Below are 16133 nucleotides of genomic sequence, written 5' to 3'. Positions count from 1 at the left end.
GAAGGAAATGCCAAATTTCGTACGGATTGATGCTGCGCATTATCAGACTCCTTGATATATGGAGCTGCCAGATTCGTTACCACACGAATGGGTGACAGCTGTGCGCAGGGTGGTAAACCGGGAATCAAGGAAACCGGCACGCCCGAAGGCGTCCCACGCACAGCCGCCATGACTCACGCCGCAGGCATAAAAAAAGCGCCTGATGACGTGTCTGGGGCGCTGTTGCGCCTTGAATAACTCGGGTTACCACACCCGGTCGCTGAATTGGCAGCGACGGTGGGAGGTTATCGTGCCGGCCTCTTTGCTGCAACCCTCTAAAGTTATCCCTAACCTTTAGAGACGAAAAATTTTGACTGTCCCGTAGCCGGCGCACCTATAGTGCTATCTCTTCATTGTTTCAGCGATGCACTTTATAATTTCTTTTCCATCCTGATAAGCCTGGGTTACTTCAGTGTATGTAGAGGTGGAGTTTATTTTTCCCTCGTGTGCAAAATCGTTTCTCCAAGTTATCAGGTTTGAGTAGGAGTTTTTTATATCTCTTCTGTTTGCTTGCAAGTATATATGTGCGGCTTGGTTCAGTTTTTTGTCAAAGCGAGAAAGATATTTTGGACCAAATCTCTTTATGTAGTCAGCTTTTATTACTGAGAGGCCTATTTTTCCATTGATGCGATTGAAATAGCTTTCAGTAAATGTACCAAGTACTTTGTGTTTGTCTTGTGCAAATTTAATGAATATTTCTTTTACTGCAAGTTCATATACCGTCACCGCAGCAATCGCAACAAAGCCAACATACTTTGCTTTCAGAAGTGGATCATTGACGGTGGGCATAATCGTGTTTAGGTGTGCAACAATGTCATCCGCATGCTGGAAGTGGTTTGAATAACTCATTTGCGCACCTGTTATAAGTATTCGCGTACGACATTAAAGCGTTCTTGTAATGTTTTTGCGTCGGTAGTGTTGTAGCTAGTTGAGTTTTGGAATCTTTCATCTTTTAAAAGTGATGAAAACGATTTGCTTATGCTTGTAGGTTTTATTGTCTTTATTTTTTCGATGGTTACGCACATGACGGAATCTAATGCTGACATATTGAGAGGGCCTCTTAAATGAAAGGGTTTTTCTCCTAGGGTCTCAATTATAAGGCTGGTGGCTTTGGGGAATGCCTCAAAGAAATTCTTCACCTTGGCAGTATTAGCGCTTTCATTTTTTTTCATTGCTGAATTAAGGAATTCGCGCATAGGCTTTTCATATTTGTCGCTAGTTCCTGTAAGTGCAAAAACCCTTAATAGTAATTCAGTATCTTTTTGATGCTTGTCAAGAAGTGGTCGGCCTATTATTTTGCGCCAATTTGGATCGTTGTTAGCTTGCTTCAATTGCTCCGAAAACTCACCCATAAATACACAGTTGCGAATCTCCTGCGGTTTTAGGGGCGTGCCACCAGTATTGAGGCGTTCGAAAATGTGATATGCGCTTGTGCTTTCGCCAATTGGTGCCATCTGACGAATATTAATAGCCCGTAGTACGGATTGTTTTAGTTTTCGTTGATCTGACTCTTCTAGGTCGCTGAATTTTAAATTGTAATATGGGCTGCTTTTGTTTAGTCCTGAAAGCCTAAATACCTGACGTTTTCCATGGGTGCTTTCTTTTCCAAAGTACCCTTCCATAAAAAATACGATGCTGAGTATTCGCTGCTGACCATCGATAACTAAATTTCTGTTTTTTTCATCGATGTAAAAAAATACCGGGGGTACGGGGAGTCCGCAAAGAAAAGAGTCTATGAGCAAAGATGATTGTTTGATTGACCACACAAATTCTCGCTGATAGCTTGGGATTTTTATGTCCCCATCTGCCCACATTTGGGCTAGTCCCGATAATGTGTAATCTGATGGGTAGGACGTTATGTCGTATGACATTGAAACAGGTTCTTCTGATTCTTCTTCAAGTTCTTCTTCTATGTCGAGTTCTGTATCTATGGTGTCGTCAGTCATATTAATATCCATATCAGGCTTGAGTTTATTGCTTGGGTTGGAGAGCTAATTCGTTTTTATTAGGGTTTTTGATTTCCGGTTTTCAGCTTAAGCTACTGTTTTGCCAGCATGCTGTCTACTGTTTAAGGAGTGATTAGGGAACCTAGGTGTTCAGTCAGTTTTGCGAGGGTGACCACCTACTGTCATTCCGTATTCAGCCTTGCAAACGATTGCCAGTGTGAGCATGAATATCGGAGGAGGCAGACTTGTACTGTGTCTTTTGTGGTGTAGCCGCTCATTTGTCTAGTAACAAGCTGATAGCTTGTCAAATAGTGGAGATGCCCGGTAAGCAAATCACAGCCGACAGCCGTAGGGCTTGAGCTCTTACAAGTGCTAGCTATGGGCCTCATGCCTGACGTTTTTCAGATCGGGCACCTCTCCACGCGATTGCTGCCGAACCCGATCGCGATTCGGCCGCTGATTTTTGTTTCTCGCCAAAGTGCTTTCTGTAAATGCGGACTACGACAGAGAAAAGGGGGCAGATTTACTACTAACGCACTCGGGCCAAGAGATGTCTATTAGCTCATCACAGTCTCTATGGGAGATTCTGCTTGCGAAAGCCGTTAGGCCTTAGGCCGGCTCCCCAATGCACCACCACTGCACTGCGACCTCATCGTCCGACTGAGTTACGTCATGTCCGTGCTCGATGAAATGCGCTGGCGTGTGCAACGTAAGAGCATGACTGATCAGCTCTGGCATGAGCGCGTTGGTTTCACCAAGAAAACCCAAATAATAGTCCCGGTCATAGAAGACGGTGACCTCGCTCTGATGAACCCATGGCCACGTCAGCAGGCAAGCGATCCGATAGTATCCCTGAGAGCGGTCAGCAGCGTTGGACAGGAGGCTAGCGGCTTCGAGCAGTTGCTGAATGCAGAAGGCCTGAACTTCGATCCTGGCGTGAGGACCTTCGACCAGGGCCTCATGCACCGGGATCTTCCAGTGCGTGTAGCGCTCCATTTGCGCAGATCGCGGGTAAAACTCGTCGCGAAAACTGGAGGCCCAGCGTTCCAGAGCGCGAAGGCGGCGGGGAATGCCTCTGAGTGGCTTGTTGCTGAGTGCGACTTGCCGCATTGATACGTCCTTGTGATGCTGAAAAAGTCTTACATTGTTATCTGCTGGCGCAATGGAAAAGTGGACAGGTCCATTCACATTTCAACCAACCCCCTGCTCAGTATCCTTCGGTAAAGGGGTTTCGAACTTGCTCCTAGCCCGAGCATTCACTGAATATCTTTCAGATAATCCTTGAGTGCAATGAGCGGGGCTTCAAGCTGATCCATCGTCTGCGCATCGCTGAAATCAGCTGACAACCTGTGCAGCTCCCGCCCCATTGGCGTCTCAACACCGTCTAAAGCTTCCAACGCCAAACCCACGCAGTGCGACACTCTAAACTGGATCGAGTCAACATCGCCCCTGCGCACGAGCAAGCCAAAAACCTCCCGCTCATAATCACTCATGATTGGATCATCCCGCAGAATCGGACTTTCACCTTCCGACTCATAAGCCAGCTTGAGGGCGAAAAGGGCAACGGTTTCCAGTGGCAATTCCATTGTGTGAATCCTTGATTCGTTAGCCGAGCGGTTTTGAGTTGTGGCGTTGAAAAGCAAAATCAAAAGCTCGCAGCCTGCTGCAGCTGCTACACGACAGCGGCGGGCAAGCTCACTTTCCTACAGACGAAAAAAAAGGTCTTGCTAAGCAAGACCTTTCTTAATTTTGGTGCCCCGAGGGAGACTCGAACTCCCACTCCTTTCGAAAACGGATTTTGAATCCGCCGCGTCTACCAATTCCGCCATCAGGGCTCAATGGCCGCGGAGTATAGAGATGAGATAACCGTTGGTCAATCAGGTACATGGAGAATTTTTGATATTTCCGCTAGACTTCCCGGCCCTGCTAGACGAACCCCATCATGCGCGTTGCTGACTTTACTTTCGAACTCCCAGATTCGCTGATCGCCCGCCACCCTTTGGCCGAGCGTCGCAACAGTCGCCTGTTGACCCTTGATGGGGTCAGCGGCGCCCTGGCACACCGTCAATTCACTGATTTGCTCGAGCATTTGCGCCCGGGCGATTTGATGGTGTTCAACAATACCCGGGTGATTCCGGCGCGGCTGTTTGGCCAGAAGGCTTCCGGCGGCAAGCTGGAAATCCTGGTCGAGCGCGTGCTCGACAGTCATCGCGTGCTGGCGCATGTGCGTTCCAGCAAGTCGCCGAAGCCGGGGTCGAAGATCCTGATTGATGGCGGTGGCGAGGCTGAAATGCTGGCGCGGCACGATGCGTTGTTCGAGCTGGGGTTCGCCGAAGAGGTGTTGCCGTTGCTGGACCGCGTCGGTCACATGCCGCTGCCGCCTTATATAGACCGCCCGGATGAAGGCTCGGATCGCGAGCGTTATCAGACGGTCTACGCCGAGCGCCTGGGCGCGGTGGCGGCGCCGACGGCGGGGCTGCATTTCGATCAGCCGCTGATGGAGGCGATTGCCGCCAAGGGCGTCGAGACGGCGTTCGTGACCTTGCACGTCGGCGCCGGTACGTTCCAGCCGGTGCGCGTCGAGAAGATCGAAGATCACCACATGCACAGCGAATGGCTGGAAGTCGGCCAGGACGTGGTGGATGCGGTCGCCGCTTGCCGTGCTCGCGGTGGTCGCGTGGTGGCCGTGGGGACCACCAGCGTGCGTTCGCTGGAAAGTGCTGCGCGCGATGGCGTGCTCAAGCCGTTCAGTGGCGACACCGATATCTTTATCTACCCGGGCCGACCGTTTCACGTGGTCGATGCCCTGGTCACCAACTTCCATTTGCCTGAATCCACGCTGTTGATGCTGGTTTCGGCGTTCGCCGGTTATCCCGAAGCCATGGCTGCCTATAAAGCAGCCGTCGAGCATGGATACCGCTTTTTCAGCTACGGTGATGCGATGTTTATCACCCGTAACCCCGCACCACGTGGCCCCGAGGAAACAGAATGAGTCGCCAAAGTCGTATGTCGTTTGAGTTACTTGCTACTGACGGCAAGGCTCGTCGCGGTCGTTTGACCTTTCCACGCGGCACCGTAGAAACCCCGGCCTTCATGCCGGTGGGCACCTACGGCACCGTCAAGGGCATGTTGCCGCGGGATATCGTCGCCACCGGCGCGGAAATCATTCTGGGCAACACCTTCCACTTGTGGCTGCGTCCTGGCACCGAAGTGATCAAGAAGCACGGCGACCTGCACGATTTCATGCAGTGGAAAGGCCCGATTCTGACCGACTCCGGTGGTTTTCAGGTGTTCAGCCTCGGCGCGATGCGCAAGATCAAGGAGGAGGGCGTGACCTTCGCCTCCCCCGTGGATGGCGCCAAAGTGTTCATGGGCCCGGAAGAATCGATGCAAGTCCAGCGTGACTTGGGCTCGGACATCGTGATGATTTTCGACGAATGCACGCCGTACCCGGCTGACGAAGACGTCGCTCGCGTGTCGATGGAGCTGTCGTTGCGTTGGGCCAAACGCTCGAAAGAAGCCCATGGCGACAACACGGCGGCACTGTTCGGTATCGTTCAGGGCGGCATGCACCAGGACCTGCGCATGCGCTCCCTGGAAGGCCTCGACCAGATCGGCTTTGATGGCCTGGCCATTGGTGGTCTGTCGGTGGGCGAGCCCAAGCACGAAATGATCAAGGTGCTGGATTACCTGCCGGGTCAGATGCCGGCTGACAAACCTCGTTACCTTATGGGCGTTGGCAAACCGGAAGATCTGGTTGAGGGTGTGCGCCGCGGTGTGGACATGTTCGATTGCGTGATGCCAACCCGTAATGCCCGCAATGGGCATCTGTTCATTGACACCGGCGTGCTGAAGATCCGTAACGCGTTCCATCGCCATGATGATTCGCCGCTGGATCCGACCTGTGATTGCTACACCTGCCAGAACTTCTCCCGTGCTTATCTGCACCATCTGGACAAGTGCGGCGAAATGCTGGGTAGCATGTTGAATACCATCCACAATTTGCGCCATTACCAGGTGCTTATGGCTGGTTTGCGCGAGTCTATTCAACAGGGTACATTGGCCGCCTTTGTCGATGCCTTCTACGCCAAACGCGGGTTACCTGTTCCGCCTTTGGACTGAGTTTTCTGACCCCAAGATTCAACATTTGCAACTGGAGTGCTAAATGAGCTTTTTTATCTCTAATGCCATGGCTGACGCTGCTGCACCTGCGGCAGGCCCAATGGGCGGCGGCTTTGAGTGGATTTTCCTGGTCGGTTTCCTGGTCATCTTCTACCTGATGATCTGGCGTCCACAGGCCAAGCGCGCCAAAGAACAGAAGAACCTGCTGAGCAGCCTGCAGAAAGGCGACGAAGTTGTGACCACCGGTGGTATCGCCGGCAAGATCACTAAAGTGGCAGACGATTTCGTTGTTCTGGAAGTTTCCGACACTGTCGAAATGAAGTTCCAGAAGGGCGCTATTGCCGCGACGCTGCCAAAAGGCACGCTGAAAGCGATCTAAGTTTCAACTTCATATTCAATCGACGGGGCGCGCAAGGCGCCCCGCGTCATAAACGGGCGGCGTGATGCTGAACAAATACCCTCTGTGGAAATACATTCTGATCCTGGCGGTGCTGGCGGTCGGTCTGATTTATTCCGCTCCCAATCTATATCCTGATGACCCGGCCATTCAGGTCAGCGGTGCAAGTACTGCGCTGTTGGTCAATCAGGCTGATCTGGATCGTGTGAGCACTGCGCTCAAGGAATCCGGGATCAACGTCAAGGCAGCCACGCTGGCGGCCAATGGCAAGGGCGGTCTGATTCGTCTGACCAAGGCTGAAGACCAGCTGCCGGCCAAAGACGTCGTGCGCAAGGCGCTGGGTGATGACTACGTCGTTGCACTGAACCTGGCACAAACCACTCCGCAGTGGCTGCGCAGCCTTGGCGCGCACCCGATGAAGCTGGGTCTGGACTTGTCCGGTGGTGTGCACTTCCTGCTGGAAGTGGACATGGACAAAGCCCTCGACGCACGCTTGAAAGTGTACGAAGGCGATGTAAAGAGTCTGTTGCGTAAAGAGAAACTGCGCTATCGCAGCCTGCCGCAACTCAACGGTGCCATTCAGCTGGGCTTCAGTGATGAAGCAACCCGCGAACAGGCCCGCGCGCTGGTCCGCAAGAACTTCAACGATTTCGACATTGTTCCGGCCGACCTCAATGGTCAACCGGTGCTGCGTCTGGCGATGACCCCAGCCAAGCTGGCGGAAATCCGCGAATACTCCATCAAGCAGAACTTGACCACGGTACGTAACCGCGTCAACGAGCTGGGTGTTGCCGAACCGATCGTTCAGCGTCAGGGCGCCAACCGCATTGTGGTTGAATTGCCGGGCGTTCAGGACACCGCAGAAGCCAAGCGTATCCTCGGCAAGACGGCCAACCTCGAGTTCCGTCTGGCGGCTGAGCCTGGCGCTTCGAAAGCCACTTCCGAAACTTTCGAGTTCCGTGAAGGCAAGCGTCCGCCGGCTCAGATCGAGCGTGGCCTGATCATCACCGGTGACCAGGTGACTGACGCCAAGGCTGGCTTCGGCGAGCACGGCACGCCAGAAGTGAACATCCGTCTGGATGGCCACGGTGGCGAGCTGATGAGTCGTGCGACTCGCAGCAACGTCGGTCGCAGCATGGCGGTGATCTTCATCGAACAGCGCCCTGTTACCACCTACACCAAACAAATGGTCAACGGCGTCGAGAAAGACGTGCCGGTCCAGACGTTTAAAGAAGAGAAGAAGATCATCAGCCTGGCGACCATCCAGTCGCCGCTGGGTGCTCAGTTCCGCATCACTGGCCTGAACGGCCAGGGCGAGTCGTCCGAACTGGCGCTGCTGCTGCGCGCCGGTGGTCTGGCTGCACCAATGTACTTCGCTGAAGAGCGCACCATTGGTCCAAGCCTGGGTGCCGACAACATCGTCAAGGGTATCGATGCATCGCTGTGGGGCATGCTGTTTGTCTCGCTGTTCATCATCGCCATCTACCGCTTCTTCGGCATCATCGCCACCGTCGCGCTGGCGGTGAACATGGTGCTGCTGCTGGCCTTGATGTCTTTGCTGGGTGCAACGCTGACCCTGCCGGGTATCGCCGGTATCGTATTGACCATGGGTATGGCGGTCGACGCCAACGTTCTGATCTTCTCGCGGATACGTGAAGAGATCGCGGCGGGCATGACCGTACAACGGGCAATCAACGAAGGCTTCGGCCGGGCATTCACCGCGATTCTCGACGCCAACCTGACAACCTTGTTGGTCGGCGGGATTCTCTTTGCGATGGGCACAGGTCCAGTCAAAGGCTTCGCAGTGACCATGTCCCTCGGGATCTTTACCTCGATGTTCACGGCCATCATGGTGACCCGCGCGATGGTCAACCTGATCTTCGGCGGTCGTGACTTCAAGAAGTTGTGGATTTAAGGGGCTGCCATGTTACGTACAATCAACTTCATGGGCGTTCGCAACTTTGCGTTCGGCGTCACATTGTTCCTTACGGCGCTGGCCATTTTCAGCGTCTTTCACAAGGGCATGAACTGGGGCCTGGACTTCACCGGCGGTACGCTCATTGAGCTGACCTACGAACGTCCGGCCGACGTCACCAAGGTGCGTGAGCAGCTGGTGACATCGGGTTATCACGAAGCCATCGTGCAGAGCTTCGGTGCAACTACCGATTTGCTGGTGCGTATGCCGGGTGAAGATCCGCAGCTGGGTCATCAAGTGGCAGAAGCGCTGCTGAAAGTCGGCGGCGACAACCCGGCGACGGTCAAGCGCGTCGAGTTCGTCGGCCCGCAGGTGGGTGAAGAGCTGCGCGACCAGGGCGGCCTCGGCATGCTGATGGCGCTGGGCGGCATCCTGATCTACCTGGCGTTCCGCTTTCAGTGGAAGTTTGCGGTCGGTGCGATCGTTTCGTTGATCCACGACGTGATCGTGACCATCGGTATCCTGTCGTTCTTCCAGATCACCTTCGACCTGACGGTGCTGGCGGCGGTACTGGCGATCATTGGTTACTCGCTCAACGACACCATCGTGGTATTCGACCGGGTTCGTGAGAACTTCCGGGTACTGCGCAAGGCTAGCCTGATCGAGAACATCAACATCTCGACCACGCAAACCCTGCTGCGGACCATGGCCACTTCGATCTCCACATTGCTGGCGATTGCGGCCCTGCTGTTCTTCGGTGGTGACAACCTGTTCGGCTTCTCCATTGCGCTGTTCGTCGGTGTTCTGGCGGGTACTTACTCGTCGATCTACATCGCGAACGTGGTGCTGATCTGGCTGAACCTGAACAGCGAGGACTTGATTCCTCCTGCGGCAACCGAGAAGGAAGTCGACGACCGTCCATAACGGCCATCGCTTTCCAGCTGTCTGCCAAAAAAGGCGCGAGTTGAACTCGCGCCTTTTTTTATGCTCCAAGGCTGGGAGAAGCGCGGGTTCTTCCCGCATGTGATGGTCAGGAGGTTCATGTGAACAAGTCGTTGCTGGTTGGTGCGGTATTGGGTGCTGTCGGTGTGACTGCCGGGGGTGCTGTTGCCACCTACAGCCTGGTAAAAAGCGGCCCTGAGTATGCGCAAGTACTGGCCGTTGAACCGGTCAAGACACAGATCAAGACGCCACGTGAAGTCTGCAAGGATGTCGCAGTGACTCGGCAAGCGCCGGTCAAGGATCAACACCAGATTGCCGGTACGGTGGTCGGTGCATTAGCAGGTGGTTTGCTGGGTAACCAGATCGGCGGCGGCACCGGCAAGAAGATTGCTACGGTCGCAGGCGCTGTCGGCGGTGGTTACGCAGGCAACAAGGTTCAGGAAGGCATGCAAGAGCGTGACACCTACACCACGACTCAAACTCGCTGCAACACGGTGAATGACATCAGTGACAAGGTCGTAGGTTACGACGTTCGTTATTCGCTGGATGGCAAGGAAGGCAAGGTGCGGATGGATCGTGATCCGGGCAACCAGATTCCGGTCGACAAGGAAGGCAAGCTGGTCCTGTCGCAGAACGAAGAGAACCGCTAAATTTTCAGGTTTGAAATTCAAAAAGAAGCACCCTTCGGGGTGCTTTTTTTTGTGCCCGTAATTTATGCATCACCACAATTCCAATGTGGGAGCGGGCTTGCTCGCGAAGGCGGCTTCACATGCAGCATTGATGGTGGCTGACACGCCGCTTTCGCGAGCAAGCCCGCTCCCACATTAGGTTTGTGGTGTTTGCGGGTTAGTATTCCAAGCATAAAAAAAGCACCCCGAAGGGTGCTTTCTCTTTCGCTTGAAGCTTAGCGCTTCAGCGAGGCCGGCAGGTGCGGCTGGATCGCCGTCAGAACTGCCTTGAAGCATTTGGTGTTACCGGCAACGACGTGACCTTTCTCAAGGAATTCGTGACCACCGGTGAAGTCGCTGATCAAACCGCCAGCTTCCTGAATCAGCAGGGCGCCTGCAGCCATGTCCCACTCGGACAGGCCCGACTCCCAGAACGCGTCGAAACGACCGGCAGCCACGTAGGCCAGGTCCAGGCTCGCCGAGCCAGCGCGACGGATGCCGGCAGTCTGGCCAACCAGGGCGCGGAACATGCCCAGGTAGTTGTCGAGGTTGTCCATCTGGTCGTCACGGAACGGGAAGCCGGTACCCAGCAGGGCGCCGTCCAGGCTGGTGCGACCGCTGACGCGCAGGCGACGACCGTTCAGTTGAGCGCCGCGACCACGGCTGGCGGTGAATTCTTCCTGGCGAACCGGGTCCAGAACAACAGCGTGTTCCAGGCGACCGCGGTATTTGCAGGCGATGCTGACAGCGAAGTGAGGAATGCCGCGCAGGAAGTTGGTGGTGCCGTCCAGCGGATCGATGATCCACAGGTATTCTTCGCCTTCGATACCGTTGCCGGCGTGCATGCCGGTTTCTTCACCCAGGATCGAGTGGTTCGGGTAGGCCTTGCGCAGCGCATCGATGATTTTCTGTTCGGCGGCGCGATCCACCTCGGATACGTAATCCTTGGCGTCTTTTTCGTCGACCTTGATGGTATCCAGGCGCTCGATGGAGCGGAAAATCAATTCACTGGCGCTGCGGGCGGCGCGCAGCGCGATATTCAGCATGGGCTGCATGGATGTGTCACCTAAGGTTGTTAAAGAAAGCCGGGCATTCTATCAGAACTTTTCTACAGGTGAAGGTCGGTGTTCGCTTTCATAGCTTAACGGTAGTAGGAACTGTAAGATTCGGCTCCTTATTTCTGTGTTCGAGACTGCCTCCCGTGCTGCATAACATTCGTGTCGTCCTGGTCAATACCAGCCATCCCGGCAACATCGGCGGGGCTGCGCGTGCCATGAAGAACATGGGCCTGTCGCGGCTGGTGCTGGTCGAACCGCGGCTATTTCCGCATCACGAAGCCGATGCCCGTGCTTCCGGTGCCGGTGACATCCTTGAAAACGCGCAAGTCGTCGCCACCTTGGAAGATGCCTTGGTCGGCTGCAACCTGGTGCTCGGCACCAGCGCTCGCGACCGGCGTATTCCCTGGCCGCTGCTCGATCCCCGCGAATGCGGCGCGAAAGTGGTGGAAGAAGCCGGGCAGGGCGCCGAGATTGCCTTGGTATTTGGTCGTGAAGATTCCGGCCTGACCAATGAAGAGCTGCAGCGATGTCATTATCACGTGCACATTCCATCAGACCCGGAGTTCAGTTCGCTGAACCTTGGGGCGGCGGTGCAGGTGCTGGGCTATGAAGTGCGCATGTCCTGGCTCGCGGCCCAAGGGCAGCCGAGCAAGGTCGAGAAGGATGAAGTGGCGTCCACTAAAAGTGGCGAGCTGGCGACCATGGATGAGCTGGAGCGATTCTATGAACATCTGGAACAAACCCTGGTGGCCATCGAATTCCTTGATCCGGAAAAGCCACGGCACTTGATGGCGCGCCTGCGCCGGTTGTACGGACGTAGCTCGGTCAGCCGGGCGGAAATGAACATATTGCGTGGCATCCTCACGGAAACCCAAAAAGCGGCCCGTGGCGAGCTTCTAAAGCGGAAGGATTAATGATGTTTGAGCGTTTGCGTGAAGATATCCAAAGCGTATTCCATCGAGACCCGGCGGCGCGTAACGCTTTTGAAGTTCTGACGTGCTACCCGGGCATGCATGCCATCTGGATTCATCGTCTGTCGTCGGCCTTGTGGCGCGCAGAGCTGAAGTGGCTGGCGCGACTGGTATCGAACTTCGGTCGCTGGCTGACCGGAATCGAGATCCATCCGGGTGCCAAGGTCGGCCGCCGCTTCTTTATTGACCATGGCATGGGCATCGTTATTGGTGAAACCGCCGAGATCGGTAATGACGTCACCCTTTATCAGGGTGTGACGCTGGGCGGGACCAGCTGGAACAAGGGCAAGCGTCACCCGACCCTTGAAGATGGCGTGGTGGTGGGGGCGGGCGCCAAGGTGCTCGGTCCGTTTACCGTCGGTGCGGGTGCCAAGGTCGGTTCCAATGCCGTGGTGACCAAGGCTGTGCCTGCCGGGGCAACCGTTGTCGGTATTCCGGGGCGGATCATCGCCAAATCCGATGATGAGCAGGATGCCAAGCGCAAGGCCATGGCCGAGAAGATCGGTTTCGATGCCTACGGTGTCGGCGAAGACATGCCGGACCCGGTAGCGCGTGCCATTGGTCAGTTGCTGGATCACTTGCAGGCGGTCGATGGTCGTCTGGAGGGGATGTGCGGCGCACTGAAGGACCTGGGCAGTAACTACTGTGCCAAGGATCTGCCTGAACTGCGCGAAGAAGACTTCGCCTGTGTGAAGGACAAGGATCAGAGTCAGGCCATCTAAACCGGGTCGACTTTATCGCCAGCAGGCTGGCTCCCACAGGGAAATGCATTTCAAATGTGGGAGCCAGCCTGCTGGCGATGAACGATAACGTGCAATTGCTGGCTGTAACCGTCCAGCCTTTGCTATGATGCGGCCGCTCTTTTGCGGGTAAACCTGACTAAAGTACTAGGTCTTATAGTTGACTTAAATACTCGGGAATTGCATACTCGCCCCATTCCGAACTCCGTGGTAATTGTCCATGCGACTGACTACAAAAGGCCGATACGCCGTGACCGCCATGCTCGATCTGGCGTTGCACGCGCAGCACGGGCCGGTGTCCCTGGCCGATATCTCCGAGCGCCAAGGCATCTCCCTGTCCTACCTCGAACAGCTTTTCGCCAAATTGCGCCGCAGCAATCTGGTGTCCAGCGTCCGCGGTCCGGGCGGCGGCTACCAACTGTCCCGCGAGATGCAGGGCATCCAGGTCGCCCAGGTGATCGATGCGGTGAACGAATCAGTAGATGCCACCAAATGCCAAGGCCAAGGCGATTGCCATTCAGGCGACACCTGCCTGACTCACCACTTGTGGTGTGACCTGAGCCTGCAGATTCACGAATTTCTGAGCGGTATCAGCTTGGCTGACCTTGTGACTCGCCGTGAGGTACAAGACATAGCCCAGCGTCAGGACCAGCGCCGTTGCAACAGCAAGGCGCCACGCCTGGACAAGATTGAAGCGTCCGCCGTCGAATGACAGCCAAAGAGCTAACGGCACGCCAGCCAGCCTGATTTAGGAGATAGTCCATGAAATTGCCGATTTACCTTGATTACTCTGCGACCACCCCGGTTGATCCGCGTGTTGCGCAAAAAATGAGTGAATGCCTGCTGGTCGACGGAAACTTCGGTAACCCGGCGTCCCGTTCCCACGTGTTCGGCTGGAAAGCTGAAGAGTCCGTCGAAAACGCCCGTCGTCAGGTCGCCGACCTGGTCAACGCCGACCCGCGTGAAATCGTCTGGACCTCCGGTGCCACCGAATCCGACAACCTGGCAATCAAGGGTGCGGCGCATTTCTATGCGACCAAAGGCAAACACCTGATCACCACCAAGATTGAGCACAAGGCTGTCCTCGACACCATGCGCCAACTGGAGCGTGAAGGCTTCGAAGTCACCTACCTCGAGCCTCAGACCGATGGTCTGGTAACGCCGGCGATGATCGAAGCAGCACTGCGTGACGACACCATCCTGGTTTCGGTTATGCACGTGAACAACGAAATCGGCACCATCAACGACATCGAAGCCATCGGCGAACTGCTCCGCTCCAAGGGCATTCTGTTCCACGTCGACGCGGCTCAGTCCACCGGCAAGGTCGACATCGACCTGTCGAAGCTGAAAGTCGACTTGATGTCGTTCTCTGCCCACAAAACCTACGGCCCTAAAGGCATCGGCGCGCTGTACGTCAGCCGCAAGCCGCGTGTTCGCATCGAAGCGACCATGCACGGCGGCGGTCACGAGCGCGGCATGCGTTCCGGCACCCTGGCGACCCACCAGATCGTCGGCATGGGTGAAGCTTTCCGTGTAGCCAAAGAAGACATGGCTGCCGAAAACGTGCGCATCAAAGCCCTGAGCGACCGCTTCTTCAAACAGGTCGAAGGCCTGGAAGAGCTGTACATCAACGGCAGCATGACCGCCCGCGTACCGCACAACCTGAACCTGAGCTTCAACTACGTTGAAGGCGAGTCGCTGATCATGGCGCTCAAGGACCTGGCTGTTTCGTCCGGTTCGGCCTGCACCTCGGCTTCCCTTGAGCCTTCGTACGTACTGCGCGCCCTGGGCCGCAACGACGAACTGGCACACAGCTCGATTCGCTTCACCTTCGGCCGTTTCACCACCGAAGAAGAAATCGATTACGCCGCGCAGAAAGTCTGCGAGGCCGTTACCAAGCTGCGCACTCTGTCGCCGCTGTGGGACATGTACAAAGACGGTGTCGACATTTCGAAAATCGAGTGGGCGGCACACTGATTTCAAGTCGCCGCGAACCGGCCCTGTAAACCCAGGTTTTCAGGGCTCAAGAGCGACTCTCTGATGAGTGAGGATTAGAATCATGGCTTACAGCGAAAAGGTCATCGACCACTACGAAAACCCGCGCAACGTCGGCAAGATGGACGCGGAAGATCCTGATGTCGGCACCGGCATGGTCGGCGCTCCGGCGTGCGGCGACGTTATGCGCCTGCAAATCAAGGTCAACGAGCAAGGCATCATCGAAGACGCCAAGTTCAAGACCTACGGTTGCGGTTCGGCTATCGCCTCCAGCTCCCTCGCTACCGAGTGGATGAAGGGCAAGACCCTGGACGAAGCCGAGACCATCAAGAACACTCAGCTGGCTGAAGAACTGGCCCTGCCGCCAGTGAAAATTCACTGCTCCGTACTCGCAGAAGACGCTATCAAAGCGGCCGTTCGTGACTACAAGCAGAAGAAAGGCTTGATCTGACTTTCAGGTTTTGGCGACGAGTAAGGAGTCAACGATGGCTATCAGCATGACAGAAGCGGCTGCTCGACACGTGCGGCGCTCCCTCGACGGGCGCGGCAAAGGTGAAGGGATTCGTCTGGGTGTTCGCACCACAGGCTGTTCCGGCCTTGCCTACGTGCTGGAGTTTGTCGACGAGGTGGTTGAAGAGGATCAGGTGTTCGAAAGTCACGGTGAAAAAGTGATTATCGACCCGAAAAGCCTGTCCTACCTGGACGGCACCGAGCTCGATTTCGTCAAGGAAGGGTTGAACGAAGGCTTCAAGTTCAACAACCCCAACGTACGCGGTGAATGTGGCTGCGGCGAAAGCTTCAACATCTGAGGCTTGTCGTGGGTACTCCTTGTCATTTCGCTTTATTTGAGCTGCAACCGAGTTTCAATCTGGACCTCGACCAGCTGGCTACGCGCTATCGTGAGTTGGCGCGCAGTGTTCATCCGGACCGCTTTGCTGACGCTTCCGAGCGTGAGCAGCGGTTGGCGCTAGAGCAATCCGCGAGCCTCAACGAGGCCTACCAGACGCTCAAAAGTCCGCCCAAGCGCGCGCGTTACTTGCTCGCCTTGAACGGTGGTGAGCTGCCGCTGGAGGTCACGGTGCATGATCCGGAGTTTTTGCTGCAGCAGATGGAGCTGCGTGAAGAGCTCGAAGACCTGCAAGACAGTGCCGATCTGGCCGGTGTTGCAGCGTTCAAGCGTCGCTTGAAAACCGCCCAGGATGTACTGAACCAAAGCTTCGCGGCTTGTTGGAATGATGCGGCGCACCGTGAGCAGGCCGAACGCCTGATGCGGCGCATGCAGTTCCTCGACAAGCTCACCTACGAAGTGCGCCAGTTAGAAGAGCGCCTCGACGATTAAC

At 55.6% G+C, this 16133-nt stretch carries 18 protein-coding genes and 1 tRNA gene; 13 read left to right on the top strand and 6 right to left on the bottom strand.

From position 1 onward, the window contains the following. Positions 1-381 precede the first annotated feature (381 nt). The 5 genes from BK660_RS21770 to BK660_RS21750 form a co-directional block, all read right to left on the bottom strand. Positions 382-888, bottom strand: a complete 507-nt coding sequence (locus BK660_RS21770) for a HEPN domain-containing protein (protein ID WP_123435034.1) — start codon at positions 886-888, stop codon at positions 382-384. 11 nt (positions 889-899) lie between these two features. Next, positions 900-1985: a GmrSD restriction endonuclease domain-containing protein gene (locus tag BK660_RS21765; RefSeq protein WP_123435033.1), complete on the bottom strand. Its 1086-nt coding sequence runs from the start codon at positions 1983-1985 to the stop codon at positions 900-902. Between the two features lie 609 nt (positions 1986-2594). Then, a complete protein-coding gene (locus tag BK660_RS21760; RefSeq protein WP_123435032.1) occupies positions 2595-3095 on the bottom strand; it encodes a DUF3916 domain-containing protein in 501 nt (166 codons plus the stop codon). A gap of 146 nt (positions 3096-3241) precedes the next feature. After that, on the bottom strand, positions 3242-3571 hold the full coding sequence (locus tag BK660_RS21755; protein WP_123435031.1) for a hypothetical protein: 330 nt from the start codon (positions 3569-3571) through the stop codon (positions 3242-3244). 164 nt (positions 3572-3735) lie between these two features. Then, positions 3736-3820, bottom strand: a tRNA-Leu gene (locus BK660_RS21750). Positions 3821-3927: 107 nt separating this feature from the next. Between BK660_RS21750 and queA the strand changes: the two genes are divergently transcribed. The 6 genes from queA to BK660_RS21720 all read left to right on the top strand — a co-directional run bounded on the left by queA (position 3928) and on the right by BK660_RS21720 (position 10011). Further along, a complete protein-coding gene (queA, locus tag BK660_RS21745) occupies positions 3928-4977 on the top strand; it encodes a tRNA preQ1(34) S-adenosylmethionine ribosyltransferase-isomerase QueA (protein ID WP_027922739.1) in 1050 nt (349 codons plus the stop codon). Positions 4978-4991: 14 nt separating this feature from the next. Further along, positions 4992-6107 carry a tRNA guanosine(34) transglycosylase Tgt gene (gene tgt / locus BK660_RS21740; RefSeq protein ID WP_172825974.1) on the top strand — a complete coding sequence of 372 codons (1116 nt, stop codon included), beginning with the start codon at positions 4992-4994 and terminating at the stop codon, positions 6105-6107. A gap of 43 nt (positions 6108-6150) precedes the next feature. After that, on the top strand, positions 6151-6486 hold the full coding sequence (gene yajC / locus BK660_RS21735) for a preprotein translocase subunit YajC (protein WP_007982729.1): 336 nt from the start codon (positions 6151-6153) through the stop codon (positions 6484-6486). A 64-nt stretch (positions 6487-6550) separates the two neighbouring features. Continuing rightward, positions 6551-8419, top strand: coding sequence for a protein translocase subunit SecD (secD, locus tag BK660_RS21730; protein WP_123435030.1), 1869 nt, complete (start codon positions 6551-6553; stop codon positions 8417-8419). Positions 8420-8428: 9 nt separating this feature from the next. Continuing rightward, positions 8429-9343, top strand: coding sequence for a protein translocase subunit SecF (gene secF, locus BK660_RS21725; protein WP_123435029.1), 915 nt, complete (start codon positions 8429-8431; stop codon positions 9341-9343). A gap of 119 nt (positions 9344-9462) precedes the next feature. Beyond that, positions 9463-10011 carry a glycine zipper 2TM domain-containing protein gene (locus BK660_RS21720; RefSeq protein WP_027922743.1) on the top strand — a complete coding sequence of 183 codons (549 nt, stop codon included), beginning with the start codon at positions 9463-9465 and terminating at the stop codon, positions 10009-10011. A 254-nt stretch (positions 10012-10265) separates the two neighbouring features. Here BK660_RS21720 and suhB read toward each other — a convergent pair whose 3' ends face one another. Next, a complete protein-coding gene (gene suhB, locus BK660_RS21715; protein ID WP_027922744.1) occupies positions 10266-11084 on the bottom strand; it encodes a type III secretion system regulator SuhB in 819 nt (272 codons plus the stop codon). A gap of 146 nt (positions 11085-11230) precedes the next feature. On the opposite strand from suhB, the gene trmJ reads away from it, so the two are divergent. The 7 genes from trmJ to hscB all read left to right on the top strand — a co-directional run bounded on the left by trmJ (position 11231) and on the right by hscB (position 16132). Then, positions 11231-12001 (top strand): tRNA (cytosine(32)/uridine(32)-2'-O)-methyltransferase TrmJ, encoded by a 771-nt coding sequence (trmJ, locus tag BK660_RS21710; RefSeq protein ID WP_123435028.1) that lies wholly within the window; start codon positions 11231-11233, stop codon positions 11999-12001. A gap of 2 nt (positions 12002-12003) precedes the next feature. Next, positions 12004-12780, top strand: a complete 777-nt coding sequence (gene cysE / locus BK660_RS21705; RefSeq protein ID WP_123435027.1) for a serine O-acetyltransferase — start codon at positions 12004-12006, stop codon at positions 12778-12780. 238 nt (positions 12781-13018) lie between these two features. Beyond that, on the top strand, positions 13019-13510 hold the full coding sequence (gene iscR / locus BK660_RS21700; RefSeq protein WP_027922748.1) for a Fe-S cluster assembly transcriptional regulator IscR: 492 nt from the start codon (positions 13019-13021) through the stop codon (positions 13508-13510). 50 nt (positions 13511-13560) lie between these two features. Continuing rightward, positions 13561-14775 (top strand): IscS subfamily cysteine desulfurase, encoded by a 1215-nt coding sequence (locus BK660_RS21695; protein WP_007948176.1) that lies wholly within the window; start codon positions 13561-13563, stop codon positions 14773-14775. Between the two features lie 82 nt (positions 14776-14857). Next, entirely contained in the window at positions 14858-15244 is a 387-nt protein-coding gene (gene iscU / locus BK660_RS21690) for a Fe-S cluster assembly scaffold IscU (RefSeq protein WP_003443374.1), read from the top strand. A gap of 34 nt (positions 15245-15278) precedes the next feature. Continuing rightward, positions 15279-15602 carry an iron-sulfur cluster assembly protein IscA gene (gene iscA, locus BK660_RS21685; RefSeq protein ID WP_123435026.1) on the top strand — a complete coding sequence of 108 codons (324 nt, stop codon included), beginning with the start codon at positions 15279-15281 and terminating at the stop codon, positions 15600-15602. An 8-nt stretch (positions 15603-15610) separates the two neighbouring features. Then, complete coding sequence (gene hscB / locus BK660_RS21680; protein WP_027922751.1) at positions 15611-16132, top strand: co-chaperone HscB; 522 nt, start codon at positions 15611-15613, stop codon at positions 16130-16132. Position 16133: the final 1 nt, after the last annotated feature.

It is taken from the genome of Pseudomonas brassicacearum (genome assembly GCF_003732265.1).
In the GTDB taxonomy this organism is placed as follows: domain Bacteria; phylum Pseudomonadota; class Gammaproteobacteria; order Pseudomonadales; family Pseudomonadaceae; genus Aquipseudomonas; species Aquipseudomonas brassicacearum_D.
The sequence above is the reverse complement of the archived record's forward strand: the minus strand, read 5'-3'. Positions and strand labels throughout refer to the sequence as shown.